Source organism: Citrobacter sp. RHBSTW-00881 (assembly GCF_013728515.1).
Lineage (GTDB): Bacteria > Pseudomonadota > Gammaproteobacteria > Enterobacterales > Enterobacteriaceae > Citrobacter > Citrobacter braakii.
This window is the reverse complement of record NZ_CP056269.1, coordinates 3,431,008-3,456,539: the sequence shown is the minus strand read 5'-3', so window position 1 is coordinate 3,456,539 and position 25,532 is coordinate 3,431,008. Positions and strand designations below refer to the sequence as shown.

General features: G+C 53.1%; 22 protein-coding genes. 6 read left to right on the top strand and 16 right to left on the bottom strand.

Annotated features, from left to right (window positions below; all coding sequences use genetic code 11):
* Window position 1 precedes the first annotated feature (1 nt).
* From HV311_RS16735 to cecR, 4 genes are read right to left on the bottom strand one after another with little or no spacing between them, the layout of a single operon-like run.
* Window positions 2–1,135 (bottom strand): ABC transporter permease, encoded by a 1,134-nt coding sequence (locus tag HV311_RS16735; RefSeq protein ID WP_191220208.1) that lies wholly within the window; start codon window positions 1,133–1,135, stop codon window positions 2–4.
* A complete protein-coding gene (locus tag HV311_RS16730) occupies window positions 1,128–2,864 on the bottom strand; it encodes an ATP-binding cassette domain-containing protein (protein WP_191220207.1) in 1,737 nt (578 codons plus the stop codon). Before HV311_RS16730 ends, HV311_RS16735 begins: the two co-directional genes overlap by 8 nt.
* A complete protein-coding gene (gene hlyD / locus HV311_RS16725; RefSeq protein ID WP_016156061.1) occupies window positions 2,857–3,852 on the bottom strand; it encodes a secretion protein HlyD in 996 nt (331 codons plus the stop codon). The genes HV311_RS16730 and hlyD overlap by 8 nt, the downstream gene beginning before the upstream one ends.
* On the bottom strand, window positions 3,849–4,526 hold the full coding sequence (gene cecR, locus HV311_RS16720; protein WP_016152358.1) for a transcriptional regulator CecR: 678 nt from the start codon (window positions 4,524–4,526) through the stop codon (window positions 3,849–3,851). The genes hlyD and cecR overlap by 4 nt, the downstream gene beginning before the upstream one ends.
* 221 nt (window positions 4,527–4,747) lie before the next feature.
* Between cecR and rhlE the strand changes: the two genes are divergently transcribed.
* The 4 genes from rhlE to HV311_RS16700 all read left to right on the top strand — a co-directional run bounded on the left by rhlE (window position 4,748) and on the right by HV311_RS16700 (window position 10,583).
* Complete coding sequence (gene rhlE, locus HV311_RS16715; RefSeq protein ID WP_047415258.1) at window positions 4,748–6,091, top strand: ATP-dependent RNA helicase RhlE; 1,344 nt, start codon at window positions 4,748–4,750, stop codon at window positions 6,089–6,091.
* Between the two features lie 96 nt (window positions 6,092–6,187).
* Window positions 6,188–8,338: an ATP-dependent DNA helicase DinG gene (gene dinG, locus HV311_RS16710; protein ID WP_191220206.1), complete on the top strand. Its 2,151-nt coding sequence runs from the start codon at window positions 6,188–6,190 to the stop codon at window positions 8,336–8,338.
* Between the two features lie 29 nt (window positions 8,339–8,367).
* Window positions 8,368–9,336 (top strand): DNA-binding protein YbiB, encoded by a 969-nt coding sequence (gene ybiB, locus HV311_RS16705; RefSeq protein WP_103929052.1) that lies wholly within the window; start codon window positions 8,368–8,370, stop codon window positions 9,334–9,336.
* A 161-nt stretch (window positions 9,337–9,497) separates the two neighbouring features.
* Complete coding sequence (locus HV311_RS16700) at window positions 9,498–10,583, top strand: malate/lactate/ureidoglycolate dehydrogenase (RefSeq protein WP_016156064.1); 1,086 nt, start codon at window positions 9,498–9,500, stop codon at window positions 10,581–10,583.
* A 97-nt stretch (window positions 10,584–10,680) separates the two neighbouring features.
* Here HV311_RS16700 and ybiJ read toward each other — a convergent pair whose 3' ends face one another.
* The 5 genes from ybiJ to mcbA all read right to left on the bottom strand — a co-directional run bounded on the left by ybiJ (window position 10,681) and on the right by mcbA (window position 15,144).
* Window positions 10,681–10,941 carry a DUF1471 family protein YbiJ gene (gene ybiJ / locus HV311_RS16695; protein WP_016152363.1) on the bottom strand — a complete coding sequence of 87 codons (261 nt, stop codon included), beginning with the start codon at window positions 10,939–10,941 and terminating at the stop codon, window positions 10,681–10,683.
* A 300-nt stretch (window positions 10,942–11,241) separates the two neighbouring features.
* Window positions 11,242–11,508, bottom strand: coding sequence for a DksA/TraR family C4-type zinc finger protein (locus HV311_RS16690; RefSeq protein ID WP_003035233.1), 267 nt, complete (start codon window positions 11,506–11,508; stop codon window positions 11,242–11,244).
* Window positions 11,509–11,583: 75 nt separating this feature from the next.
* The gene (ybiX, locus tag HV311_RS16685) at window positions 11,584–12,261 is read right to left on the bottom strand and encodes a PKHD-type hydroxylase YbiX (RefSeq protein WP_047501257.1); all 678 of its coding nucleotides are present in this window, start codon (window positions 12,259–12,261) and stop codon (window positions 11,584–11,586) included.
* 43 nt (window positions 12,262–12,304) lie between these two features.
* Entirely contained in the window at window positions 12,305–14,590 is a 2,286-nt protein-coding gene (locus HV311_RS16680; protein WP_191220205.1) for a catecholate siderophore receptor Fiu, read from the bottom strand.
* Window positions 14,591–14,883: 293 nt separating this feature from the next.
* Window positions 14,884–15,144 carry a DUF1471 family periplasmic protein McbA gene (mcbA, locus tag HV311_RS16675; protein ID WP_016152367.1) on the bottom strand — a complete coding sequence of 87 codons (261 nt, stop codon included), beginning with the start codon at window positions 15,142–15,144 and terminating at the stop codon, window positions 14,884–14,886.
* Between the two features lie 210 nt (window positions 15,145–15,354).
* Here mcbA and rlmF point away from each other — a divergent pair, with 210 nt between their 5' ends.
* Window positions 15,355–16,281 (top strand): 23S rRNA (adenine(1618)-N(6))-methyltransferase RlmF, encoded by a 927-nt coding sequence (rlmF, locus tag HV311_RS16670; RefSeq protein ID WP_047359435.1) that lies wholly within the window; start codon window positions 15,355–15,357, stop codon window positions 16,279–16,281.
* On the opposite strand, the gene ybiO is transcribed toward rlmF, so the two are convergent.
* From ybiO to rhtA, 6 genes are all read right to left on the bottom strand, one after another.
* Window positions 16,278–18,515, bottom strand: a complete 2,238-nt coding sequence (ybiO, locus tag HV311_RS16665) for a mechanosensitive channel protein (RefSeq protein WP_191220204.1) — start codon at window positions 18,513–18,515, stop codon at window positions 16,278–16,280. The genes rlmF and ybiO overlap by 4 nt on opposite strands.
* 118 nt (window positions 18,516–18,633) lie before the next feature.
* Complete coding sequence (gene glnQ, locus HV311_RS16660; protein ID WP_191220203.1) at window positions 18,634–19,356, bottom strand: glutamine ABC transporter ATP-binding protein GlnQ; 723 nt, start codon at window positions 19,354–19,356, stop codon at window positions 18,634–18,636.
* Complete coding sequence (glnP, locus tag HV311_RS16655; protein WP_003035248.1) at window positions 19,353–20,012, bottom strand: glutamine ABC transporter permease GlnP; 660 nt, start codon at window positions 20,010–20,012, stop codon at window positions 19,353–19,355. The genes glnQ and glnP overlap by 4 nt, the downstream gene beginning before the upstream one ends.
* A 107-nt stretch (window positions 20,013–20,119) precedes the next feature.
* Complete coding sequence (glnH, locus tag HV311_RS16650) at window positions 20,120–20,866, bottom strand: glutamine ABC transporter substrate-binding protein GlnH (RefSeq protein ID WP_016152370.1); 747 nt, start codon at window positions 20,864–20,866, stop codon at window positions 20,120–20,122.
* A gap of 365 nt (window positions 20,867–21,231) precedes the next feature.
* Window positions 21,232–21,735, bottom strand: coding sequence for a DNA starvation/stationary phase protection protein Dps (gene dps, locus HV311_RS16645; RefSeq protein WP_006685362.1), 504 nt, complete (start codon window positions 21,733–21,735; stop codon window positions 21,232–21,234).
* 302 nt (window positions 21,736–22,037) lie between these two features.
* Window positions 22,038–22,925, bottom strand: a complete 888-nt coding sequence (rhtA, locus tag HV311_RS16640; RefSeq protein ID WP_191220202.1) for a threonine/homoserine exporter RhtA — start codon at window positions 22,923–22,925, stop codon at window positions 22,038–22,040.
* A gap of 411 nt (window positions 22,926–23,336) precedes the next feature.
* On the opposite strand from rhtA, the gene ompX reads away from it, so the two are divergent.
* On the top strand, window positions 23,337–23,852 hold the full coding sequence (gene ompX / locus HV311_RS16635; protein ID WP_016152372.1) for an outer membrane protein OmpX: 516 nt from the start codon (window positions 23,337–23,339) through the stop codon (window positions 23,850–23,852).
* Between the two features lie 63 nt (window positions 23,853–23,915).
* On the opposite strand, the gene HV311_RS16630 is transcribed toward ompX, so the two are convergent.
* Complete coding sequence (locus HV311_RS16630) at window positions 23,916–25,502, bottom strand: phosphoethanolamine transferase (protein WP_047359432.1); 1,587 nt, start codon at window positions 25,500–25,502, stop codon at window positions 23,916–23,918.
* Between the last annotated feature and the right edge of the window lie 30 nt (window positions 25,503–25,532).

The following is a 25,532-nucleotide window of genomic DNA, read 5'->3' as shown; positions in this document are numbered from 1 at the left end:
CTTAATCCAGCCGACGTTTGGTTTTAAGCCACGTCAGGCCAATAAACATCACCGCCGAAGCGATTAAAAACAGCACGTTGATAATCAGCACCACCGGAATATTTCCCGCCAGAAACAGGCTTTGTAGGGTGCTGACGAAATAACGAGCCGGAATAATATAGGTTACTGCCCGGATAATCGCCGGCATGCTGTCTATCTGGAAGATAAAACCCGACAGCATAATCGAGGGCAGGAAGGCGGCGTTTAGCGCGACCTGCGCGGCGTTAAACTGATTGCGGGTGATGGTGGAGATAAGCAACCCCATGCCGAGCGTGCTGAGCAGAAACAGACTGGTAATGAAAAACAGGATCAGCAACGAACCGCGATAGGGCACGCCGAGAATAAACACCGACACCAGCATACACAGCAGCATCGCCAGCATGCCCAGAAAGTAATAGGGGATCAGTTTGCACAGCAGCAGTTCGACGCGGGTGACTTCGGTAGACAACAGCGCTTCCATGGTTCCGCGCTCCCATTCGCGTGCCACCACTAATGAGGTGAGGATAGCGCCAATAACCGTCATGATGATGGTTACCGCCCCGGGAATAATAAAATGTTGGCTGATGGCCGCCGGGTTAAACCAGTAGCGGGTCTGCACGTCGATCAAAGGTTCAAATGATTCTCCGCGATCTTCCGCCCGCTGTTGTTGCCAAATCTGCCAGATGCCTTCGACATAACCCTGTACAAAGTTAGCGGTATTCGGTTCACTGCCGTCGGTGATCACCTGGATCGGCGCCACGTCGTTGGGTCGCGCCATCTGCTGGGCGAAATCCACCGGGATCACCACCAGCCCGCGAATGCGCCCGGCCTGCATTTTCTCAATCAATTCCTGACGGTTATCGCTGATGGTGGCTTCAATATACGGTGAACCGGTCATGGTATGGGTAAAATCCAACGCTTCTTCGCTTTGCTGTTCGAGCAAAATCCCTACCCGCAGCTTGCTGGAGTCGAGGTTGATCCCGTAGCCGAAGATAAACAGCAGCAGCAGCGGGATCACCACCGCAATCAGCCAACTGCTGGGATCGCGGACGATCTGGCGCGTCTCTTTCACACACAGCGCGCGTACGCGACGCCAGGAGAGAACGGAGTTACTCATGCGTATGCTCCTTATCCCAGTCATTGATTAGCGTGATAAAGGCCTGTTCCATGGTCGGGTCTGGCGTCTCACTGTCAGCTGCCTGAGCTTTCAGGTCGTCCGGCGTACCGCTGGCAATCAGTTTTCCGCGATACACCAGCCCGATGCGATCGCAGTATTCTGCCTCATCCATAAAGTGGGTGGTCACCATCACCGTGACGCCTTTTTCCACCATGCTGTTGATATGTAACCAGAACTCCCGACGGGTGAGGGGATCGACCCCGGAAGTGGGTTCATCGAGGAACAGAATGTCGGGTTCATGCATCAGCGAACAGGCCAGCGCCAGACGCTGTTTAAAGCCCAGCGGCAGTTCGTCGGTGGCGTGGGAGGCGATACTCTTCAGCCCGAATGCCTCGCTCATCCGCTCGATTTTCTCCTTCTGCGCCCGACCGCGCAGGCCGTAGACGCCGGAGAAAAAGCGCAGATTCTGTTCAACCGTCAGGTTGCCATACAGGGAGAATTTCTGCGCCATATAACCCAGATGCTGACGCGCTTTACCGGAGCTGACCTTCAGGTCCATGTCCAGCACCAGCGCTTTACCCGAGGTGGGGACCAGCAGGCCGCACATCATTTTAAAGGTGGTGGATTTGCCCGCGCCGTTGGGCCCTAACAAACCAAAAATCTCGCCGCGCTGCACGGCAAAGTCTACGTGGTCGGTAGCGGCAAAATCGCCAAATTTTTTGGTCAGCGCTTTGGCTTCGATCACCGTTTCACCTGGCGTGCCTTCCACGGTATGCAGGATAGCACCCAGCGGGGACTCCGATGTTCCGGCCCCGCCAAGTAAATCGATAAAGGCATCCTCGAAGCGGGGGGCGGTTTCGTTGATGGTTATCTCCGGCATGCCGTCAGCGTTTTGAATCTGCTGGGCCGTCGCTTCTTTTTTCAGGATTAAGCGGACGGATTTCCCCTGAATCATCCCGTCGCTAACCTGCGGCAGTTTTAACGTGCGTTGCAGCAGTCGGCGGTTATTTTCCTGCGAACTGCTCATCAGGAAGCTGCGACCCGACATGGTTTGCGTAAGCTGAGTGGGATCGCCCTGATACAGCAATTCACCTTCGTTCATCAGCAGCACATCACGGCATTGTTCAGCTTCATCCAGATACGAAGTGCTCCAGAGGATCAGCATGCCGTCCCCGGCCAGTTCATGAACCATTTGCCACAGTTCGCGACGGGAAATAGGGTCGACGCCTACGCTAGGCTCATCCAGCAGTAACACGCTGGGTTCACCGACCAGCGTACAGGCAAGTCCGAGCTTCTGTTTCATGCCGCCGGAAAGCTTGCCGGCCAGGCGTCCGGTAAACGGCCCCAGCGAGGTAAATTCCAGTAACCGGGCAAAGGTTTTTTCTCGCGCTTCACCGGTAACGCTACGTAAATCTGCATAGAGATTGAGGTTCTCCATGACGGTCAAATCTTCATACAGACCAAATTTCTGCGGCATGTAACCCAGTACCGCATGCAGCGCGCTGTCGTCTTTGATGGGATCAAAACCAATTACCGTTGCGCTACCGGCGTCGGGTTTCAACAGCCCTGCCAGCATTCGCATCAGCGTGGTTTTGCCAGCGCCATCCGGCCCGACCAGCCCGGTCACGTAGCCCGCATGAACGGTACAGTCGAGCGGGGCGACGGCCGGTTTATCCATTCCGGCAAAGTTTTTCGTCAGTCCATTCAGCGTAATGACGGCGTCATTCATGCCGTGCCTCATCGCTGAACTTTATCGTTACCGGCATTCCCTGGCGCAGCGCATCGTCCGCGTCGGTCACCACAATACGCAGGCGATAAACCAGGTCGGTGCGCAGGTCAGGGGTCTCGACTGTTTTTGGGGTAAACTCGGCGGTGGGCGACACGAAGCCGATTTTACCGTGATACGGTTTGTCCGGACGGCCATCGGTGTAAAGCAGGATTTCGCGTCCTGGCTGCGCCTGGCTCAGATTTCGTTCGTCAACGTAGGCACGAACCCATACCGGACGCGTGAGTGACAGCGTCAGTACCGTGCCCCCTTCGTTCAACATGCTGCCGGGTTCGACCGCACGGGTGAGTAACGTGCCGTCAGACGGCGAGGTCAGCGTGGTGTCATGCAAATTAAGCTCTGCCTGGGCCAGCTCGGCCTGAGCTTGTTCGAGCGTGGCTTTCGCCTGCTCGATGTCCTGCACACGATTACCGCTGCGGTATTGGCTGAGTTTATCCTGTGCGGATTTCAGAGAGGCCAGAGCCTGATCGCGTGATGAACGGGCGTTTTCCAGATCGTTGGCGGAGATAGTGCGGCTTTTCCACAATCCCACCTGCCGATTGTAAAAGTTTTGCGCGTAATCATAGGCTGCCTGCGCCTGTTTGACTGCCGCTGCGGTTTGCGCGATCTCCTCTTCACGATACCCTGCCAGCATCAGATCGTATTGCGCCTGCGCGGCGGCAACATTCGCTTTTGCCTGCATTAATGCGTTTTCGTACGGTGCACGGTCCAGTTCGCCCAGCACCTGACCGGCGGTAATGGCATCGCCTTCGTCAACCGCCAGCGAGGCCAGCCTGCCGCCGACGCGAAAACTCAGGTTGACGCTACGGATATCGACATTGCCGTACAGCGTCAGACCGTTATCTTGCCGACTTTGATACCACCACGTTCCACCGGCAATCACGGCAACGAGGGCCGCGATGACCAGCCCGAGAACGACAGGTTTTTTCATGACTCCAGACTCCTTTGCGTTAAACCTTGCAGAATAAGATCGATGTGACAGGTGATCGTTTGGTCAATCAGCGCGGTTTTATCCTCATCAAATTGTGACCAGCCCGTACGCAACAGAATGGTTTCTTTCCCCAGACGAAAGGCCAGTACCTCGCCGAGTAGGGCGTGGGTGTGCAGGATCATTTGGGTATCGTTGGCATCGCCGCCGGTATAGGCAGCAATCAGGCGCGTCAGGTGAGTATGTAGCGGATTGATAACCTGGTCGTGCACCAGTTGATAAGCCGCGGTGGGGGAAAGCTGTTCGCGCGAAATAAATTTGCTCAGGTTAACGGTATCGTCCTGGGTTAACAGCATGATCATATTTTTGCAGGCGCGGAGGATCAGTTCGCGCATCGCGCCACGATCCGGTTCCGGCTGAGCAAACAGACGCTCGGCTTCTTCAGCATGCGGGCGAAACTGTGAGCCGATAAAATCCGCAATCCACTGGGCGCAGGCGAGATATAAATCCTCTTTTGAGCCAAAATAGTAGGTGATGGCAGCAATATTTTGCCCGGCCTGCGCGGCGATATCGCGAGTAGTGGCGTGCAGACCATACTCGCCAAACTGCGCCAGCGCGGCGGCAATGAGCTGATTTTTCGCCTGTTCACCTTTGGTTGTCATGGTGGGTGTATTCATAGCACGACTCAGATCTTAATCAATCGATTGATTAAGATTATGACTGATGTGTAACCTTGTCCAGTCCGGACCGTTATTTTTCAGCGCAGGGATAATTTATGCGGCACATCACAAAAACTGCTACACTCCGCCCCTTCATGACATTGTGGTTTTTGTCATCTTTATTATATGTATCTCCCTGAAAACGACACCGGTAACGGTCAGGGTGGTTCGGAGTTGTTATGTCTTTTGATTCCCTTGGTTTAAACCCTGATATTTTACGTGCCGTTGCCGAGCAGGGTTACCGTGAACCTACCCCTATTCAGCAGCAGGCGATCCCTGCCGTGCTGGAAGGCCGCGATCTGATGGCTAGCGCCCAGACCGGTACGGGGAAAACGGCAGGTTTTACCCTGCCGCTGTTGCAGCACCTGATCACCCATCAGCCGCATGGCAAAAGCCGTCGTCCGGTGCGTGCGCTGATCCTCACGCCAACTCGCGAACTGGCGGCCCAGATTGGCGAAAACGTACGTGATTACAGTAAGTATCTGAATATTCGCTCGCTGGTGGTCTTCGGCGGCGTGAGCATTAACCCGCAGATGATGAAGCTGCGCGGCGGTGTGGATGTGCTGATCGCCACGCCTGGTCGTTTGCTCGATCTGGAACACCAGAATGCGGTGAAACTGGATCAGGTTGAGATTCTGGTACTGGATGAAGCTGACCGCATGCTGGATATGGGCTTTATTCATGATATCCGTCGCGTTCTGGCGAAACTGCCGGCAAAACGCCAGAACCTGCTGTTCTCAGCAACATTCTCTGATGATATTAAGTCGCTGGCCGAAAAGCTGCTGCACAATCCGCTGGAAATCGAAGTGGCGCGCCGTAATACCGCGTCAGAGCAGGTGACTCAGCACGTTCATTTTGTTGATAAAAAGCGTAAACGTGAACTGTTGTCGCAGATGATTGGTCAGGGCAACTGGCAGCAGGTGCTGGTGTTTACCCGTACCAAACATGGTGCGAACCATCTGGCGGAACAGCTGAATAAAGACGGCATTCGCAGCGCGGCGATCCACGGTAATAAATCTCAGGGGGCGCGTACGCGTGCGCTGGCTGATTTTAAATCCGGTGATATTCGTGTGCTGGTGGCGACCGATATTGCCGCACGTGGTCTGGATATTGAAGAGCTGCCGCACGTGGTGAACTACGAGCTGCCAAACGTCCCGGAAGATTACGTGCACCGTATTGGTCGTACCGGTCGTGCGGCCGCTACCGGCGAAGCGTTGTCTCTGGTGTGCGTCGATGAACACAAGTTGCTGCGTGACATCGAGAAGCTGCTGAAAAAAGAGATCCCGCGAATTGCGATGCCAGGCTACGAGCCAGACCCGTCCATCAAAGCCGAGCCGATCCAGAATGGTCGCCAGCAGCGTGGCGGCGGTGGTCGCGGTCAGGGTGGAGCAGGGCGTGGTCAGCAGCCGCGTCGTCAGGATGGCGGTGCGCCAAAAGCGAAACCGCGTAGCGGCGAAGGCAAACCGGCGGGCGATAAGCCTCGTCCACCGCGCCGTCCGCGCAAACCGTCTACAGCGCAGTAATTGCGAGCCCGGCCGAAAGGTCGGGCTTTTCTTTTTGCGACACGTATCAGAAAGTGCCACAATAGTGGCTGTTTATACAGTATTTCAGGTTTTCTCATGGCACTAACGGCTGCGCTAAAAGCGCAAATTGCCGCCTGGTATAAGGCGCTTCAGGAACAGATCCCCGACTTTATTCCCCGTGCGCCGCAGCGGCAGATGATTGCTGACGTCGCGAAAACGCTTACCGGGGAAGAAGGGCGGCATCTGGCAATTGAAGCGCCGACCGGGGTGGGGAAAACGCTGTCGTACCTGATTCCCGGTATTGCCATAGCGCGTGAAGAACAAAAAACGCTGGTGGTCAGTACCGCCAACGTTGCTTTACAGGATCAGATCTACAGCAAAGATTTACCGCTGCTGCGCAAAATTATCCCCGATCTGCGTTTTACCGCCGCGTTTGGTCGCGGGCGTTATGTCTGCCCGCGTAATTTAGCGGCGCTGGCCAGTAGCGAACCCAATCAGCAGGATCTGTTGGCCTTTCTCGACGATGACCTGACGCCCAACAACAAGGAAGAACAAAAGCGCTGCGCCAGGCTAAAAGGCGATCTCGACAGCTACAAGTGGGACGGGCTGCGCGATCACACGGATATCGCTATCGACGACGGACTCTGGCAGCGTCTGAGCACTGATAAAGCCAGCTGTTTGAATCGTAACTGTCACTACTATCGTGAATGCCCCTTTTTTGTCGCCCGCCGTGAGATTCAGGAAGCCGAAGTGGTGGTGGCTAACCACGCGCTGGTGATGGCGGCCATGGAAAGCGAAGCTGTTTTGCCGGAGCCGAAGAACCTGCTGCTGGTCCTTGATGAAGGTCACCATTTGCCGGACGTCGCGCGCGATGCGCTGGAGATGAGCGCAGAAATCAGCGCCCCCTGGTATCGGCTGCAGTTGGATCTGTTTTGCAAATTAGTAGCCACCTGCCTGGAACAGTTTCGTCCAAAAACCACGCCGCCGCTGGCGAATGCCGAGCGTCTGAGCGGTCACTGTGAGGAACTGTATGAGCTGATTTCATCGCTCAATAACATTCTTAATCTGTACATGCCTGCGACCCAGGAGGCGGAACACCGCTTCGCGATGGGCGAACTGCCTGCGGAAGTGATGGAGATTTGTCAGCGTCTGGCGAAGCTAACAGAAATGCTGCGCGGTCTGGCGGAACTGTTCCTCAACGATCTCAGCGAAAAAACCGGCACCCACGATATTGTGCGTCTGCATAGGGTTATTTTGCAGATGAATCGGGCTTTGGGCATGTTTGAGGCGCAAAGCAAACTGTGGCGGCTGGCTTCGCTCGCGCAGTCGTCAGGCGCGCCGGTGAGTAAATGGGCGACGCGCGAAGTGCGTGACGGGCAGATCCACGTCTGGTTCCACTGTGTGGGGATCCGCGTGAGCGATCAGCTTGAACGACTGCTGTGGCGCAGCGTACCGCATATTATCGTGACCTCCGCCACGCTGCGTTCGCTCAACAGCTTCTCGCGTTTGCAGGAGATGAGCGGGCTGAAAGAAAAAGCAGGGGACCGGTTTATCGCGCTGGATTCACCGTTTAATCACGTTGAGCAAGGCAAAATCGTCATTCCGCAGATGCGCTACGAACCGTCAATTGATAACGAAGAGCAGCATATCGCGGAAATGGCCGCCTATTTCCGCGAACAGCTGGAAAGTAAAAAGCATCAGGGCATGCTGGTACTCTTTGCCAGCGGTCGGGCAATGCAGCGTTTTCTTGAGCACGTTACCGATCTGCGCCTGCTGTTGCTGGTACAGGGCGACCAGCCGCGCTATCGACTGGTGGAGCTGCACCGCAAGCGGGTGACCAACGGCGAGCGTAGCGTACTGATTGGGCTGCAATCTTTTGCCGAAGGTCTGGATTTGAAAGGCGACTTGCTGACCCAGGTGCATATTCACAAAATTGCTTTTCCGCCTATCGACAGCCCGGTGGTGATCACCGAGGGCGAGTGGCTGAAAAGCCTGAACCGCTACCCCTTTGAGGTGCAGAGCTTGCCCGCGGCGTCATTCAATTTGATCCAGCAGGTTGGGCGACTCATTCGTAGCCACGGCTGCTGGGGAGAAGTGGTTATTTATGACAAGCGTTTATTGACCAAAAGCTATGGCAAGCGTTTACTGAACGCATTACCCATATTTCCGATAGAGCAACCTGCTGTGCCAGACGTTATAGTAAAACCAAAAGAAAAAGCGAAACCCACGCGTCGCCGTCGGCGTTAACGATGCGAGCAACAGGCAAGGAGTTATCGATGGATTACCGCAAAATCATCAAAGAGATTGGGCGAGGAAAAAATCACGCGCGTGACCTGGATAAGGATACTGCTCGCGGACTGTATACCCATATTATGAACGGCGAGGTGCCCGATCTTGAGATGGGCGGTGTACTGATTGCGCTGCGTATTAAAGGCGAAGGCGAAGCGGAGATGCTGGGCTTTTACGAAGCGATGCAGAACCACACCATTCGCCTGACTCCGCCAGTGGCCAAACCCATGCCGATTGTCATTCCCAGCTACAATGGCGCGCGCAAGCAGGCAAATTTGACTCCGCTGCTGGCGATTTTACTGCATAAACTGGGCTTCCCGGTGGTGGTGCACGGTGTCAGCGAGGATCCAACCCGCGTGCTGACTGAAACCATTTTCGAACTGATGGGGATTGCGCCGACGCTGCATGCCGGGCAGGCGCAGGCAAAGCTGGATGGCCATGAGCCGGTATTTATCCCGGTGAGTGCGCTGTGTCCTCCGCTGGAACAACAGCTGGCGATGCGCTGGCGAATGGGCGTGCGTAACAGTGCGCATACGCTGGCTAAATTAGCCACGCCGTTTGCCGAAGATGCCGCGCTGCGTCTTTCCAGCGTTTCCCACCCGGAATACGTATCGCGCGTGGCGAAATTTTTCGGCGATATCGGTGGGCGTGCCCTGTTGATGCACGGTACCGAGGGTGAAGTGTACGCCAACCCGCAGCGCTGCCCGCAGATAAGCCTGATAGATTCGTCCGGCGTGCGAGTGCTACAGGACCGGCAGAGCGAGATGCCCGATGAGCCGGTCCCACTGCCGGTGGCTAAAGACCCGGAAACTACCGCGCGCTGGATTGAGCGTTGTCTGGCGGGCAGTGAGCCGGTTCCGGCATCGCTGAAAATCCAGATGGCCTGCTGCCTGGTAGCAACCGGTGAATCCGCGACGCTGGCTGAAGGACTTGACCGCGTCGAGCAAAGCTTCTGATTTTTCTTTCTCCCGACGGGTCATTTGCCAGTCCCGTCGGTTCACGCTTTCCGGCAACGTGAAATTTCTGCACGTTTATTGATCTCCTGAGCGCTGTGGCGCAGCATAGTTTGTTGAAAAATAAGAACCACAATCAACACGCGACACAACAGGAGATAACAATGAACAGTGGACATCGCTTCCATGCGCCAACACTGCACGCCTTTATCCAGGCCGTTTTTCACCAGATGGGAAGCAATGAGCTGGAGGCGCGGCTGGTGGCCGATCATCTGATAGCCTCTAACCTCGCCGGCCACGACTCCCACGGTATCGGCATGATCCCAAGTTATATTCGCTCATTTTCGCAGGGACACCTGCAGATCAACCGCCATGCCAAAGTGGTCAACGATGCGGGAGCGGTGATTACGCTTGACGGCGACTGCGCATTTGGTCAGGTGGCGGCCCACGAGGCAATTACGCTTGGGATCGAAAAAGCGCGCCAGTACGGTATCGCTGCCGTGGCATTACATAATTCGCACCATATTGGACGTATTGGCTACTGGGCGGAGCAATGTGCGGCGGCGGGTTTTGTTTCGGTGCACTTTGTGAATGTGGTAGGGATCCCGATGGTCGCACCGTTTCATGGCCGCGATAGTCGATTTGGCACCAACCCCTTCTGTGTGGTGTTCCCACGTAAAAATACGTTCCCGTTGTTGCTGGACTATGCAACCAGCGCCATCGCGTTTGGCAAAACCCGTGTGGCATGGCACAAGGGTGAGCCGGTGGCTCCGGGATGCCTGATTGATGCTAATGGGGTACCCACAACCGATCCCGCCGTAATGCAGGTCTCTCCGCTGGGGTCGTTGCTGACCTTCGCCCAACACAAAGGTTATGCGCTGGCGGCAATGTGCGAAATTATGGGGGGAGCGCTTTCTGGTGGTAAAACCACACATGAAGAGAGCCTGCAGACCAGCGCGGACGCCATCATTAACTGTATGACGACCATCATTATGAATCCGGAACTGTTTGGCGCGCCGGACTGCGACAACCAGGTCGCGGCATTTGCTAAGTGGGTGAAAGCGTCCCCCCATGCTGAAGATGCCCCGATCCTGTTGCCAGGGGAGTGGGAGGTGAATACTCGTGAAGAACGGCTGGAGCAAGGTATTCCGCTGGATGCCGGAAGCTGGCAGGCGATTTGCGAGGCGGCGTTGCAAATAGGGATGCCAGACGCCGTGTTGCAGGAATTCCGTCAACGACTGGAACACTAAGCAAAAAAAAGCCCGTCCAGTGGCGGACGGGCAAACAAAGGGTAACAAACAGGGTCAATGAGGGTTGGAGCATTGGGTCGTACAGGTAATCTTTCGGTTATTTATAGATAACCGCGGTGCCGCTCATTTTGTCTTTGCCGATAGCGGAAGTGATGCTGTAACCCGTTGCACCAGCTGCAGTCGCTTTTTCAGCCAGTTTTGCTTCCAGGCCGTCCAGCGTGGTGGCGCCGTCAGCAGATACCACACCAATTTTGTTCATGTTTTGCGCCTGAGTAGAGGAAACTGGCTCGGCAGCGAAAACGCCAAATGACAGGGTAGACAGAGCGATGGCGGCAACAGCAAATTTGATATTTTTCATGATTAATTTCTCGCAGGTTTGTTCTGTTAGTCAGTGTTCTTTAAGAAGACGTTGTTTCGTCGATGTGAGAAGTATCACGTTTTTTTATGCGAGATAAAATCGAATAGAATTGACTACATCAATCAAAAAAATTGAATGACAAATAACTTATTGAATATTAATAAATTCGAAAGAGGGATTTACAGTTCTTGTCATTGCGCTTTACAGAGAAACCGACAACGGCACATTTTGCTACACAGAGTGCAAAAAAGCGTGCTCGTAAAGGAAATCGTATGCGCTGAAACTTTCGGTAAAGATAAGTCAACGTAGCTGGCTGTCTTTCGAACCTCTGCGATTATATCCTGAAAATGCAGCGCTATGTGAATCTTTATCCTGCTGGCATGTGATGCACAAGCGTACGCCGGGCACGGCCTCCCGTCTGGCCTGAGGGATTGGATTACCACATTCTTCGCATTCATACAGACTTTCCCCCGTCGGTAACTCACCGCGGGCGCGGGCAACAGCATCTTCAATAGTATTGTTGATCTGTTCGTTAACAGCGTCGTCATTTGCCCATCCGGATGCCATACCTACCTCCTGCTGATGTCTACAGAATAAGTATAGCGAATGTGATGGCTGAAAAACGACCACGTGTCAGCGGTATCAGATTTCAGACCATTCGCGCAGCAGGTTATGGTAGAGATTGAGAAGCGACAGGATCTCGCTACTCTCCCCATGACGTGTCTTCAGGGACTGGATGTTTTTATCCAGTTCAAAAAGCATGGCGCGATTTTTGTCGTCCCGGATCATCGACTGGATCCACATAAAGGATGCCACCCGAACCCCACGGGTCACCGGCGTAACGCAGTGCAGGCTGCTGGAAGGGTAAAGTACCAGATCGCCTGCCGGAAGTTTTACCGCATGCTGGCCGTAGGTGTCATTGACCAGCAGCTCTCCTCCCTCATAATCGTCGGGATTACTCAGGAATAAGGTGGCGGAAAGATCTGTGCGCATCCAGCCGTTTTCCGGATGACTACGCACCGCGCCGTCAACGTGAAAACCGTAGGTCTCGTTGTGCTGGTAGCGATTGAACAGCGGTGTGGAAAGCGTTTTCGGTAATGCAGCGGCGAAGAATAACGCGCTGTTGTTCACCGCGTTTTGTACCGCCTGTTGTAAAACGCCGTAACGTTCACTTTGCGTATTCACCTGCTGGTTGTTTTTAACCTGCGCGCCCTGAGCGCCGGTGGTTGCGCGGCCATCAACCCAGTCGGCAGCGTCCAGTTGTTCGCGAAACCAGGCGACATCCTGCGCCGACAGAATGCCGGGAATGTGATACATCATCAGTGTTTCTCCTGAAAGTGGGGCTTACGCCCCACGTAAAAGATCAGAAATGCATATTTGCCGTGAGCAGGAAGGTTCTTGGCTCACCCGGATGGTAACGGTATCCGCTCTTGTTAATGGAGGATACATAATCGGTGTCGAACAGGTTATAGACGTTCAACTGGAAATCGAGATTGCGATTCACGCGATAACCCAGTTTCGCGTCGGCGACCCAGTAACCTTCGGTGTAGGATGGCGTACCCACGGCCCCGTCGGAACCGCGATGCATACTGCCCACGTAGCGAGCGCCCGCGCCAACGGAAATATTATCGGTAGCCTGGTACTGGTTCCACAGCGTGAACGCATGTTCTGGCGTATACGGCAGAGATGAAGAACCATCCTGAGCAACGTTTTTGCCGCTGTGGATCGTCGCGCGCTGCTGGGTGTAACCCCCAATAACCTGCCATGCGGGAGTGATGTTCCCTGCTACCGAGAGTTCGTAACCTTCAACGCGCTTCTCCCCGTACTGGGAATATGTGCCGTCGTCGTTCTGCTCAACTTCGTTCTCAATATCCGTACGGAAAATCGCGGCAGTTAACAGCAGGCGCTTATCCAGCACCTCCCATTTGGTGCCGATCTCGCTGGTTTTTGCTTTCTGTGGTTTGAAATCGGTACGGTTCGCACTGTTACCGCTTCCGCCCTGAGCGAGGGCAAAGTTGCTGCCGCCCGGCGGTTGCTGAGAAACGGCGTAGTTAATGTAAACGTTACCGTTATCGGTCAGGTGATACAGCGCGCCCGCTTTCCAGTTCACCAGATTGCCTGATTTGGCAGTATCCACGGTGGTGACCGGAGAACCTTTCGCCACGCCTGTCGGACACGCGACCGCGCCGCGACCAGAAGCGCCGCAAGCAGTGGCGCTGTCATATTCCGTGCGGTAATTGTCGAGGCGAATACCACCGTTTAGTTCAAACTCACGGGTAATCTGTAGCGTATCAAAGGCGTATACACCGAAGGTATCGGTTTGCCCGTTAGCATTAGCGCCGTTACGAGACAATCCGCCGATATTCACATTGCTGTCGGGATGATAGATATTTACCGGCGGCGGGGTGATCGGGTTTACACCATAGTTGGTTTGCGTTTCACGCGTTAGCTCCACGCCGGTGCTGATGTCGTGACCGATGGATCCGGTGTAAAATTTTGAGGTCAGGTTGGTTTGGTTGGTCAGGATCTTATTGCTGACATCTTTGGTATTTGCCAGGCGTGACCAGGTCCAGGTGTCGACGCTGCTGGTGGGTTGAGTGATGTTAGTCGCGCCGCCCATCACCGCCGTCATCAGATAATCCTGCTTAATGCGTGACCAGCGGGTGGTGTTGCGAATAGTGGTGCTGTCGCTCAGGTCATGTTCAAAACGCATCGTTGCGGTATCGGTCGTTGAATCGTCGTAATCCGAGTTGGTACCGTAGAAGTTATGCGTATCCACTTTTCCTGACTGATTCAGTGCTGCTGTCCCCGCGGAAGGCGCGGAATATCCCGGCAGACCGATGGTGGGGACACCGCCATCCGGGGTGTTGTGCTGGGTGACATGCAGATAGTTCAGATACAGTCGGTTCTCAGTGCCTAAGCCAAAGGCGAGCGAGGGGGCCACACCATAACGTTCATTCTTAACGTTATCGCGACCGGCATCATGCGTTTTTTCACCCATCAGGTTTAACCGTGCAGCGGTGGTCTCGCCGATGACCTGGTTAATGTCCAGCGTACCACGGCGGAACCAGGCGCTACCGACGCTGGCCGAGGCATCGATCCCTGAGTCGGTGCGCGGCTGTTTGCTGATCATATTGATGGAGCCCGTTGGCGCGCTACGGCCATAGTCGGTGCCGGAGGGGCCTTTGATCACTTCAACCTGTTCGGTATTGAAAGTGTCGCGCGTAACGCTGCCAATATCACGGATACCGTCGATATAAATACTGTTCGAGGTATCCGCACCACGCATGTATACCGCGTCACCGGTAGTGGAGTTGCCGTTCTCACCGGCGAAAAACGCGCCAACGCCCGGTACGTTTTTCAGCGCATCGGTCAGATTGGTTGCGCCTTGATCCTTAATCACCTGCTCAGAAATCACTGTCATGGTGCGGGTTGTATCCGCTAGCGGGCGGGAGAACTTAGGGTCGGCAGACTGCGTTGGGGCGTATAACGAAGGTTTGGCCGCTTCAACAACCAACGTATCTTCTTGTTTTTTATCTTGATCGCCCGCGGCGACAGCCTGAGCTACCGGAGACAGGCCAATACACAGACCGGCAAAAAAAGTCAGTGAATGAAAACTACTGGCAGGCAAATTGCGATTTTTATCCATGTTAGTGAGTGACTTATTATTTTTTGAGTAGACGGTTTCACTCGCGCGAAGGGACATCTCTGTGGATGTTATACCCTGCAGGCCTCGCGGGAGTGAATGTGTAATTGATAATGATTTTGATAAGCATTACTAATCAGTGCGACGTTTTAGCATTCATTAATTCAAAAATAAATACATTTATTTACATTGGATTCAAAATTGCTACATGATGATTACAATTTGAGCGGTGAACGACGTGAACAGCAGGTAGCAAACTGCATTCGGGGTGAATGCAGTTGGGCTAAGGTGAGGGACTACTTATAGATAGTTGCGCTGCCGTACATCTGGTTTTTACCGCCCGCAGAATTGACGACAAAGCCTTTTGCGCCTTGCTCTTTCGCTTTCTCTGCCAGCTTGTCTTCGAGATCGCTCAGGTTAGAAGCTCCGGTAGCGAAAACAGTGCCGGAAGCTTGTAGCTGGCCGGTTTGAGGGCTGGTGTAGGGCTGTGCAGCAAAGGACGCAAATGTCATGCCGGTCAGTACGGTAGCGGCAAGGAATGTGAGGCATTTCTTCATGGTGATATCCTCTGAGAAACAACAGGTCGTGCCTGATAAGTTTAGGCCGTCAGCGGATGACATTTACCGCAAAAAACTGGTGATGAGCTGTCTGTTTTTTGAACAATCCGCAAGCCATCAAATAGGTATAAAAAAAGCAAATTTCCTTGCTGTGTGTTTACCGCGTGGCGTTATGCGGGTATCTTACGCCGCTGTTAAAAGGAGAATGCTATGCCCCCCCAGAAACCGGGATTACACCCACGCAACCGCCACAATGGCCGTTATGATCTTGCGACTTTATGCCAGGTTACACCCGAGTTGACGCAATTTCTCACCCTCACGCCAGGCGGCGAGCAGAGTGTTGATTTCGCGAATCCGCAGGCAGTGAAGGCGCTCAATAAAGCACTGCTGGCGCATTTTTATGCGGTGAAAAACTGGGATATTCCAGACGGTTTTCTGTGCCCGCCGGTTCCTGGTCGCGCTGACTACATTCACCATCTGGCCGACCTGTTAGGTGAAACCAGCGGAACCATTCCGGCAAATGCGAGCGTGCTGGACGTGGGAGTTGGGGCAAACTGTATTTATCCGTTGATCGGCGTGCATGAATATGGCTGGCGATTCACCGGTAGTGAGACCAGTAGCGAAGCGTTTAACAGCGCTCAGGCGATCGTAAACGCCAATCCGGGGTTAACCCGTGCTATTCGTCTGCGTCGCCAGAAAGATGCTACGGCAATCTTCAACGGTATCATTCACAAGAATGAGCAATATGAAGCCACATTGTGTAACCCGCCATTCCATGATTCTGCGGCTTCAGCCCGCGCCGGAAGCGAGCGCAAACGTCGTAATCTGGGGCAGGATAAAGATGATGCGCTGAACTTTGGCGGGCAGCAGCAGGAGCTGTGGTGTGAAGGCGGTGAAGTGGCGTTCATCAAAAAAATGATCGCCGAAAGCCAGGCCTTTGGCCGTCAGGTGATGTGGTTCACCACGCTGGTTTCGCGCGGTGAGAATTTGCCTCCGCTGTACCATGCGTTAACGGATGCGGGCGCGGTGAAAGTGGTTAAGAAAGAGATGGCCCAGGGGCAAAAGCAGAGTCGCTTTATTGCCTGGACCTTTATGGATAACGATCAGCGTCGCCGTTTTATGGCGCGTAAACGCTAAAGCGTTGGCTCGGTTGGCGGCAGCGGTTCGCTTGCTGCCGACGCAGGGCCATTCACCGGTGCAGGCAAAACCTGATAGGTCTGTACCGGCGCGCGTACGTTGGCCAGATCGAAGTATTTCTTCACCTGGCTGTCGAGCGCGAAACGTACCGTCCACTGTTTCAGCGGTAATGTGGTAAATGAGACCCGTAGCGTGAAGGCCGTATTGGTTAACCCCACAATCCCGGCAAACGACGGCTCGCCAATAATCAGCCCGCGAATATCGTCCTGTTCCATCACTGCAGCCACAGCGTCTTTCAACGCCTGATTCGCTTTATCTGCATCCTCATGGCGGTCTACGTCGTAATTGGCGACGACAGATCCAATCCCGCGCACAAAGTTGGCGAAGGTCGTTATCGATGACCAGGGAATGATATGGTACGCCCCGGTGTCCTGACGGACGCCCACAGAGCGGATGGACATCCGTTCAACCGTACCGGTGAGTGGACCGATGGTCACCAGGTCACCTGTGTTCATGCCATTTTCGAACTGAATAAAGATCCCGGTAATAATATCTTTTACCAGTGTTTGCGAGCCGAAAGAGATAGCCAGCCCCAGCGCCCCGGCCCCGGCCAGTAAGGGCGCGATATTGACGCCAATTTCGGATAGCACAATCATGATGGTGATCGTGCTGATGATCACCGCCAGCGCGTTGCGAAACAGCGTCAGCAGGGTGCGGGTACGGGCGCTGGGGAGCGGGCGGCCGTGAATATCGGAAGCCAGACGATTTTCAATCAGGCTGGCAAGGATCGTCCAGCCGATGGCGGAGAAGAATAAAATCAGCGCGATACGGATCAGGATATCCACCGTTTTTTCTCCTGCGCCGTAATGCAGCCAGTTCCAGAAGTCGAACAATCCCCAGGCATTCAGTAGCAGCATTACCGCGACGCACACCGTCAGGATCCTGGCCACGCTTAACGCCGTCGACAGCCAGCCATTCAACCGTTTTTGTAATTCCGGATAGCTGCGCTGGGTGTGTGGCGAAAGGGTAATAGTTTTGGCTATCCAGCGGGAAAACATACCGGAAACAAAAGCGGCGATCCCAATGATCACCAGGCTGCGCAGCGTAGCGCCCATCATGAATTTCAGGCTGTTGCCAGGATCAAACAGCGAGAAGAAAAACAGCACAATGAAGTAGGCGCTGGCCAGCCAATGCCATACCAGTGCAAAGGCGCGGATAAACAGGCTGAAAAACGCTAACGATCTTTCCGCCAGATTCAGCAAATGCTGCGTTATCTCTTTCTTGTTTCTGAAAATCAGGTACAGCGCCCATAGCGTGATACACAGCATGATGATGACGTTTGCCATCGCACCGACCTGCACGTTGACCTGATTCGAGATAATGGGCACGGCAACGATAAGTCCGTATCCAATCAGGCTGCTCAATGAACTTAAACGGCGATTCCAGTAGCGCGCACCGGCATCCTGAATGTTAAACGGGCGCAGTTCGGCCACCGTTGGGCAAAATATCAGGCGCAGAATGGCTTTGAAGAACTCAATCAGCGCAAAGGCATTGAGAAACAGACTTTGCTGAAAGGCGATAGTGCGGCTACCGGCGTTCATTCTGTCGCTCAGTATCTGCCCGACAAACAAAGTCAGCGCCAGCAGAAGCAAATCGATAATGAATGCGCCGATGATCATCGCCGGAAGCTGGAGCCAGTTGCTGCGTTCGCGGTTTTTCCGTCGTGCCCATTGCCCCATTTTGCGATACAGCGGCAGCGCGCACAGGCGAAGCAGCCAGAAAAAACCGAACACTGACGCCGCCAGCATTAAAAAATGGGTCAGGGCATTGGTGAACGTTTGCGGGTTGAAGGTCTTGTGTGGTGCATCGGTAATATTGCGGTAAAGCTGAGCAAAGCGGCTGGAGAGCGCCTCACCGTAGTGGCGGGTGACATCCGTGACGTTTTCCAGCACCGTTTTTTCTTCCGTTAACGTGGGCGGAACAATGGTTGGCACCGGTTCGGCAGGGGGCGCTGTCGCCACTTTGCGTAACTGACCGATCAGTTCCTGGCGCGAGGCATCATTTTCCAGCACATCAGCCAGTGCGCCGTAGGCCGCTTTCTTCTGTTCAACATCCGGCTCTTTCGCCGGCGCGGTTTGCGCGTTGGTTGACGTTGTCGTAGTGACGCCAGGTATCGTCACCGCCTGAGTCGGGAGACTCACCAGACAAACAAAGATGAACAGGATCCAGCGCATGACTCCTCCCATGAGAAAATAAATTCAAAAGGATAAGTATAGATGTCAGGGCGGGGGAGAAATGAAATGAGAGGATTCTGGTGAAAAACCTCCCTTCAGGCGAAGGGAGGGAGAGCTATCAGGAAACGTGCTGCAAGAATTCCTGTAAACGTTGGCTGGGCGGATTTTCAATCAGGGCCTGCGGATTACCGTCTTCGGCAATACGTCCCTTATCGATGAAAATCAGGCGTGAAGCTACTTTTTCGGCAAAGCCGATTTCGTGGGTCACAATCACCATGGTCATCCCTTCCTCCGCCAGATCCTGCATAACTTTCAGAACTTCGTGGCGCAGTTCAGGGTCCAGCGCTGAGGTTGGCTCATCAAACAGCATCATTTTCGGCTTCACCGCCAGCGCACGGGCGATCGCCACACGCTGCTGTTGACCGCCAGACAGCTCAGAAGGGTAGTGATGCGCACGCTCGGCCAGACCTACTTTCGCCAGCAGCTCTTTAGCCAGTTTCTCGGCCTGTTCTTTATCCGCCCCGCGTACGCGCTGCGGTCCGAACATGACGTTTTCCAGCGCCGTCAGATGCGGGAACAGGTAGAACTGCTGAAACACCATCCCGGCTTCCTGGCGGATTAACCGCTCGTCTACCTTTGGATCGTTTACCTTCAGACCGTCGACGATCAGATCGCCAGAGGTTATCTCTTCCAGTTTGTTAATGCAGCGCAGCAGGGTTGATTTGCCGGACCCGGATGGCCCGATAATTACCACCACTTCGCCCTGCTGAATGTTCAGGTCAATATTGTGCAGCACCTGGGTTGGGCCAAAGTGCTTAGAAACGTTTTTAAATTCAATCACAGGATTTTCATCCTTCTTTCCAGACGACGCAGAATGAAGCTCAGCACCAGCGTAATGATCAGATAGAACACCGCAACGGCGCTCCAGATTTCCAGTGCGCGGAAGTTACCGGCAATGATTTCCTGGCCCTGACGGGTCAGTTCAGCGACGCCAATGACAATAAACAGCGAGGTATCTTTAATGCTGATGATCCACTGGTTGCCCAGCGGTGGCAGCATACGACGCAGCGCGAGAGGTAAAATAACGTGGCGGATAGTCTCTGTACGTGAAAGCCCAAGCGCCAGTCCGGCTTCGCTGAATCCTTTATGGATTGAGAGCACCGCGCCGCGGGTGATTTCCGCAATATAGGCGCCGGAGTTGATCATGATGGTGACAACGGCGGCGCTAAAGGGATCAATGCGTAAATCGTTAAATGCCATTGGCAGGGCAAAGTAAATAAACATCACCTGCACAACGATTGGCGTACCGCGAATGACTTCGATAAACACCAGCGCTACGTGGTTGGCTATCCAACCGCCGAAAGTACGCGCAAACCCTGCTGCAAGCCCGATTATCAGACCGCCTGCCAGACCGAGGACCGAGATCCACAGGGTCATTTTGGCGCCTTCAATCAAAAGCGGGATGGCGGGCCAGATGGCACTCCAGTCAAACTGCATATTTCGTTCCTGTTACCGTGGTGAGAAAAGTAATAAGCCATAACGCGATGACTCAAAATTGCAGGCCCGGCGGCGCTGGCGCTACCGGGCGTTACAGAACGTTCTTGTTATTTAGGTTCGGTACCGAACCATTTTTTGTAGATTTCGTTGTATGTGCCGTTCTCTTTCAGCGTTTTCAGCGCGCCGTTCACTTTCTCACGCAGTTCATCGCTGCCTTTCGGGAAGGCGATACCGTACTGCTGGGCTTCCAGGGATTCGCCTACAGCTTTGAACTGACCGTTGCCAGCGGTTTTGATGAAGTAAAGAATGTTTGGCGTGTCGTGCAGTACGGCGTCTGCGCGGTTGGTGCCCAGTTCCATATATGCGTTATCGATATTCGGGAACTGACGCAGATCTTTGGTTTTGATGTTAGCTTTCGCGTAATCAACGGAACCCGTGCCGCTCTTCACAGCGACGACTTTACCATCCAGATCTTTCACGCTTTTCACGTCGTTATTATTCGCTTTGACCATCACTAACAGACCGCTTTTGTAGTAGCCGTCAGAGAAGTCGATCGCTTTTTTACGCTCATCAGTGATGGTGATACCCGCCAGCGCCAGGTCGATATTCTTGGTTTGCAGAGCCGGGATGATGCCGCTGAAATCCATTGGTTTCAGTTCATAATCCAGCTTCAGTTCTTTGGCCACGGCAGCCCACAGATCCACATCAAAACCAACGTATTTGTCACCCTGTTTGAATTCGAACGGTACAAATGCGGTGTCGGTTGCGACAACCAGTTTCTTATCTGCGGCATGGGAGGACACCGCAAAAGCCAGGGTAAGTGCAGCCAGTGAGACTTTTAATACAGACTTCATAGGATTTCCTTTTTTATCCACGGGGCGATCCCCTGCGAGAACATATGGCTTAATGAAAAAATCGTGCCAGTTTTGCAACTCATTGTTTTAACAAGAGGGTGTCTCGTTTCTCTGCACAATAAGTAGGGCAAAGTGGGTAATCTGCACTGTTTTGGGGCACTCATTTGGTGCGTACCTGACACAGTGCAAACGGTATGACTATTTAGCGTAAAAATTGTTGATAAAACAATCTTTCGTTAACGATTGTGTGAAGTGATTATTACAAATAATTTACTTTGGAGTGGCGAACGATCAATGTAATGCACCATAGATGTGCAAAACCCCCGCCAGGGCGAGGGTTATATAGGTAATTCTTATGTCTGCTGTTATTCAATGTTGGCTTCGATAAACCACAGGAATTTGTCGAGGTCGCGTGAAGCGGCGGTGAAGATATCTGCTGTATCTTCGTCTTTTGCTTCGCTAATGGCTTTACGGACGCTGTTAGCGACGACGGCATAACGATCGGCCAGCTCTTTTAAGTGGTCCTGAACGCTATGGATATCCAGCGGATAGCTTTTCAGAGGCGTTTTGCTGTTAATAACCTGGGTGGTACCCAATGCCACACCGCCTAACTGTACGGCGCGCTCAGCCATGGTATCGAGGTGGTCGGTCAGGGCAGTACGGAAGCCATCGAGCATTTCATGCACAGCAATGAAGTTCGCGCCGCGCATGTTCCAGTGAGCCTGTTTGGTGATCAAAGACAGGTCGATGAACTGGATCACTTGCTGATTCAGCAGCTCTACGGTCGCTTTCTTTTCGCTATCTGTTACATCGTTGCGGGTATAAAGGAGGGCAGATGCTTTTGTTTTTACCAGTTTTGCGGTACTCATATTTTCATATCCTCTTGATAATTATGTCCCAGCTCTTCAACGGGAATAAGTATAGCGTGAATTTTGGATTTATTTTTCTGGTGTTACCTATCACTTTAATAGCGAAGAGAGGGGGGATATGAAATAACTAATAAAATCATATAGATATGATGGTTATTGATGGGGGTGTGTTATTTTTATGTTAATGTAAAAATTTCAAGAAATATGCAGATGAGAAAATTATATTTATTAGAATAATTATCACGCAGATTTACAATTGAATATTCTGCATGATTATGCAAACCATGCAGAATATTAAGTGGTTAATTCACGTCAACTTGCTTAATTTGTGGTTCTTTGCGAATAGTGAGCGTCGAGCCCATTGATGCGACAATAATGGCGCCCAGAGCCAGCGTCTGGATAAGCGTCAGCGTTTCACCGAGGAAGATCATTCCTGAAACCGCAGCCAGTGCGGGTTCCATACTCATCAGAGTACCAAAAGTGCGTGTTGGCAGCCGCGTCAACGCAATCATCTCCAGCGAGTAGGGAAGCGCAGTGGAGAGGACCGCAATGGCCAGGCCTAACGGCAGAATGGACCAGTGCCACAAGGCATCCCCAGCCTGGAGCGCACCGATGGGTACAAAAATCAGCGCCGCAATTAATGACCCTACCGCAACGGTCGCCGGACCATGTTCCGCGCCGGCACGCTGCCCGGTAAGAATATAGATTGCCCAGCAGGCGCCAGCGCCCAGCGCCAGCGCAGCACCGGTTAAATCCACGTGAGAAACGTCCTGACCTAACGGCAGCAGGAACCAAAGCCCGAGTACAGCCAGTGCAACCCAAATGAAATCCACCGGACGTCGGGATGAAAACAGCGCTACCGCGAGCGGGCCGGTGAACTCCAGCGCTACGGCAATTCCCAGTGGGACGGTCTGGATTGACAGATAGAAGAGATAGTTCATCCCGCCCAGAGACAGACCATAAAACAGCAGCGGCAGGCGTTGTTCTTTGGCGAATCGCAAACGCCAGGGTTTAAAGAAGGCAATAAGGATGAGGGTGCCCAGCGCAAGGCGCAATGCGGTAACGCCCGGCGCACCGACGAGTGGGAATAGCGATTTTGCCAGAGATGCTCCGCTTTGAATGGAGGACATAGCAATAAGCAAAACCAAAATAGGCAACCAGACTGGCGCTTTACGTGACGACCCCGGCATCCTTTCTCCTGTCAAATGATAATTACACGCCTTCATCTGCGTGACGTTGCAAATTTGCTACGACACGGATGACGTGATGTATAGAAAAGTAAAACAGCGAGTGTAATGGAAATACGCACCGCTGGTTGAGTATTCGTTGAAAAAAAAATTGCTCAGTTCCGTACAATGGCATGAAAGTGATGGATTAATAATCTGTGTGATTAGGAATATTCTGGATGAATGTGCCATATTGTGCGCGCAATAATGGCATTTTAGGTTAGAAAAGTGATGTTAATTGAAAGAGATAGCGGGTTTCTGAAACGTTCTGTTACATGAAAGACCCCGTTAGACATCGCGAATCGCAAAGAGTTTCCCATCAATTTTTGGTATATTTAAAACTTAGGATTTACTTGAAGCACATTTGAGGTGGTTATGAAAAAAATTGCATGTCTTTCAGCACTGGCCGCTGTTCTGGCTTTCTCCGCAGGTACTGCTGTAGCTGCGACTTCTACCGTTACCGGTGGTTACGCTCAGAGCGATGCTCAGGGCGCAGCGAACAAAATGAACGGTTTTAACCTGAAGTATCGCTACGAGCAGGACAGCAACCCGCTGGGTGTTATCGGTTCCTTCACTTACACTGAAAAAGATCGTACCGATGCGTCTGGCGACTACAACAAAACCCAGTACTACGGCATCACTGCTGGCCCGGCTTACCGTCTGAACGACTGGGCAAGCATCTACGGTGTAGTGGGTGTTGGCTACGGTAAATTCCAGAACGCTGCATCCCCGGCTGATAACCACACCACCAGTGACTACGGTTTCTCTTACGGTGCTGGTCTGCAGTTCAACCCGATCGAAAACGTTGCTCTGGACTTCTCCTACGAGCAGAGCCGTATTCGTAGCGTTGACGTTGGCACCTGGATCGCTGGCGTGGGTTACCGCTTCTAATCACTTCGGTGATACAAAAAATCCGCCTCTCGGGGCGGATTTTTTTTGTGCGCAATTCAGAGATTAACGAGATTTGGTCTCAAAGATGTCGGTACCCAGATGGTTGTAGTCCACCTTCTGCAATTTGAAGTTGGTGATGTACACCGGGCCAGCCTTTTTCTCTGAAATAAAGCGATAGCTGTTGGTGATTTCCTTCGCGCTTATCCCCGTCCACTGCGAGAAAAAGCTGAGGAAATCATTGGCGGAGCGACGGGCTTTAATCACCCGGTGCGCTTTATCATCGCTCGACAGCACCATAAATGGTACCTGGAAATTCTGCTGGAACTGATCGTCATGCGCCAGGTACTGCACCTCTTTCCCCCGCTCTTTAAACGCGAGGCCATGATCGGAGAAATAGACCATCGAGAAGCTGTTACCGCTGTTACGTAACTGATCGTAAAGCTGGCGCAGCAGGTCATCCGTCTGCGTCATGGTGTACAGATAGCAAGATGTCTCTTTTGACTGGACGAAAGTCTCGTATTTACCCTGCGTACGGTCGCAGGCCTGCGGATGCGAGCCCATTAAATGCAGCACGATAAGCTGTGGCTGAGTGCGCTCGGTTGCCAGCACCTGGGCGGTCATCTTCAACAGCGCTTCATCACGGGTATTTTTATCCGCTTCGAAATCACCGCTTTTGAGGAACTGAACTTCATCAGCTCGCTTCGCAATGCTGGCGATGGCCGTATCGTATTCACCAATCTGTCCCTGATTGGAGAACCACCACGTCTGGAATCCCGCGCGGTTGGCCAGAGTGACAAAGTTATCCTGGAACTGGGGTTTATTGTCCACCACCCGATTCAGCGTCAGGCCGAGTGATTTTTGTGTCGAACCGCTTGCCGCGATGTAATCCGCGAAGATGTAGCCGTTAACGGAACTAGCAAACGGGGTGTTATCCCAGTGGCCGCCAAAAGCGCCTAACGCATCGCGGCGGGCGCTTTCGCCGATGACCACCACGTAGGTATGATACTTCGGCTTCACGGCGGTTACCGTCCAGCTGTCTTTCACGCTCGCCAGCTTCGCCATACGCTCTTGTTCGTCGAGCACTTCGTTGTTATTAACGATAACGTCCTTGGCAAAGCGGAAAACCGGATAGCCGGTGTCTTTCAGCTTGAACACGCCGCCCCAGGCCAGGTTTTGCACCGGGGTCACAAAGAACGCGACAACGCTGAACAGCAAACAAATGCTGTCGAACTTATTCCAGCTACGCTGCTGCACCTCTTTTTTACGGCGTACGGCGATAACACCGAGGGCGAAAATAAACACCCCAACCAGATAACTGTACCAGGGGAAGATGGTCAGAATTTCAGTAGACTCTTCCATATTGGTTGAGTGCAGCGCCAGCAAGGTATTGAAGTTCGGCGAACCGTAAGCCTGGCCAAACGGGAAGTACATTGCCGCTATCAGCGAGCAAATGCCAATCAGCACTTTCTGCGCACGCGGCGCGCTGCGCCACAGCAGCATCAATATACAGGTGAAAGCAACGCTATAGAGCAGGCTAAGCGGATAGCCCAGCGCAAGGTTGATCAGCAGAGACTGTAAGAAATAGAGGCCAGTCCACGGACTAATCGCCCGGCTACGAGCAATGATTGAATCTTTGAGGGTTAAATTCATATGCCACTGTTACAAAAACGCCATGTGCTT

Excerpts from the sequence above, each read along its gene's own strand:
- HV311_RS16630 (WP_047359432.1), bottom strand. The coding sequence starts at position 25,502 with ATGAATTTAACCCTCAAAGATTCAATCATTGCTCGTAGCCGGGCGATT.
- HV311_RS16700 (WP_016156064.1), top strand. The coding sequence starts at position 9,498 with ATGAACAGTGGACATCGCTTCCATGCGCCAACACTGCACGCCTTTATC.
- HV311_RS16730 (WP_191220207.1), bottom strand. The coding sequence starts at position 2,864 with ATGAATGACGCCGTCATTACGCTGAATGGACTGACGAAAAACTTTGCC.
- ybiJ (WP_016152363.1), bottom strand. The coding sequence starts at position 10,941 with ATGAAAAATATCAAATTTGCTGTTGCCGCCATCGCTCTGTCTACCCTG.
- hlyD (WP_016156061.1), bottom strand. The coding sequence starts at position 3,852 with ATGAAAAAACCTGTCGTTCTCGGGCTGGTCATCGCGGCCCTCGTTGCC.
- dps (WP_006685362.1), bottom strand. The coding sequence starts at position 21,735 with ATGAGTACCGCAAAACTGGTAAAAACAAAAGCATCTGCCCTCCTTTAT.
- mcbA (WP_016152367.1), bottom strand. The coding sequence starts at position 15,144 with ATGAAGAAATGCCTCACATTCCTTGCCGCTACCGTACTGACCGGCATG.
- ybiB (WP_103929052.1), top strand. The coding sequence starts at position 8,368 with ATGGATTACCGCAAAATCATCAAAGAGATTGGGCGAGGAAAAAATCAC.
- HV311_RS16680 (WP_191220205.1), bottom strand. The coding sequence starts at position 14,590 with ATGGATAAAAATCGCAATTTGCCTGCCAGTAGTTTTCATTCACTGACT.
- rlmF (WP_047359435.1), top strand. The coding sequence starts at position 15,355 with ATGCCCCCCCAGAAACCGGGATTACACCCACGCAACCGCCACAATGGC.
- rhlE (WP_047415258.1), top strand. The coding sequence starts at position 4,748 with ATGTCTTTTGATTCCCTTGGTTTAAACCCTGATATTTTACGTGCCGTT.
- cecR (WP_016152358.1), bottom strand. The coding sequence starts at position 4,526 with ATGAATACACCCACCATGACAACCAAAGGTGAACAGGCGAAAAATCAG.
- HV311_RS16690 (WP_003035233.1), bottom strand. The coding sequence starts at position 11,508 with ATGGCATCCGGATGGGCAAATGACGACGCTGTTAACGAACAGATCAAC.
- glnP (WP_003035248.1), bottom strand. The coding sequence starts at position 20,012 with ATGCAGTTTGACTGGAGTGCCATCTGGCCCGCCATCCCGCTTTTGATT.
- ompX (WP_016152372.1), top strand. The coding sequence starts at position 23,337 with ATGAAAAAAATTGCATGTCTTTCAGCACTGGCCGCTGTTCTGGCTTTC.
- ybiX (WP_047501257.1), bottom strand. The coding sequence starts at position 12,261 with ATGATGTATCACATTCCCGGCATTCTGTCGGCGCAGGATGTCGCCTGG.
- HV311_RS16735 (WP_191220208.1), bottom strand. The coding sequence starts at position 1,135 with ATGAGTAACTCCGTTCTCTCCTGGCGTCGCGTACGCGCGCTGTGTGTG.
- dinG (WP_191220206.1), top strand. The coding sequence starts at position 6,188 with ATGGCACTAACGGCTGCGCTAAAAGCGCAAATTGCCGCCTGGTATAAG.
- rhtA (WP_191220202.1), bottom strand. The coding sequence starts at position 22,925 with ATGCCGGGGTCGTCACGTAAAGCGCCAGTCTGGTTGCCTATTTTGGTT.
- ybiO (WP_191220204.1), bottom strand. The coding sequence starts at position 18,515 with ATGCGCTGGATCCTGTTCATCTTTGTTTGTCTGGTGAGTCTCCCGACT.
- glnH (WP_016152370.1), bottom strand. The coding sequence starts at position 20,866 with ATGAAGTCTGTATTAAAAGTCTCACTGGCTGCACTTACCCTGGCTTTT.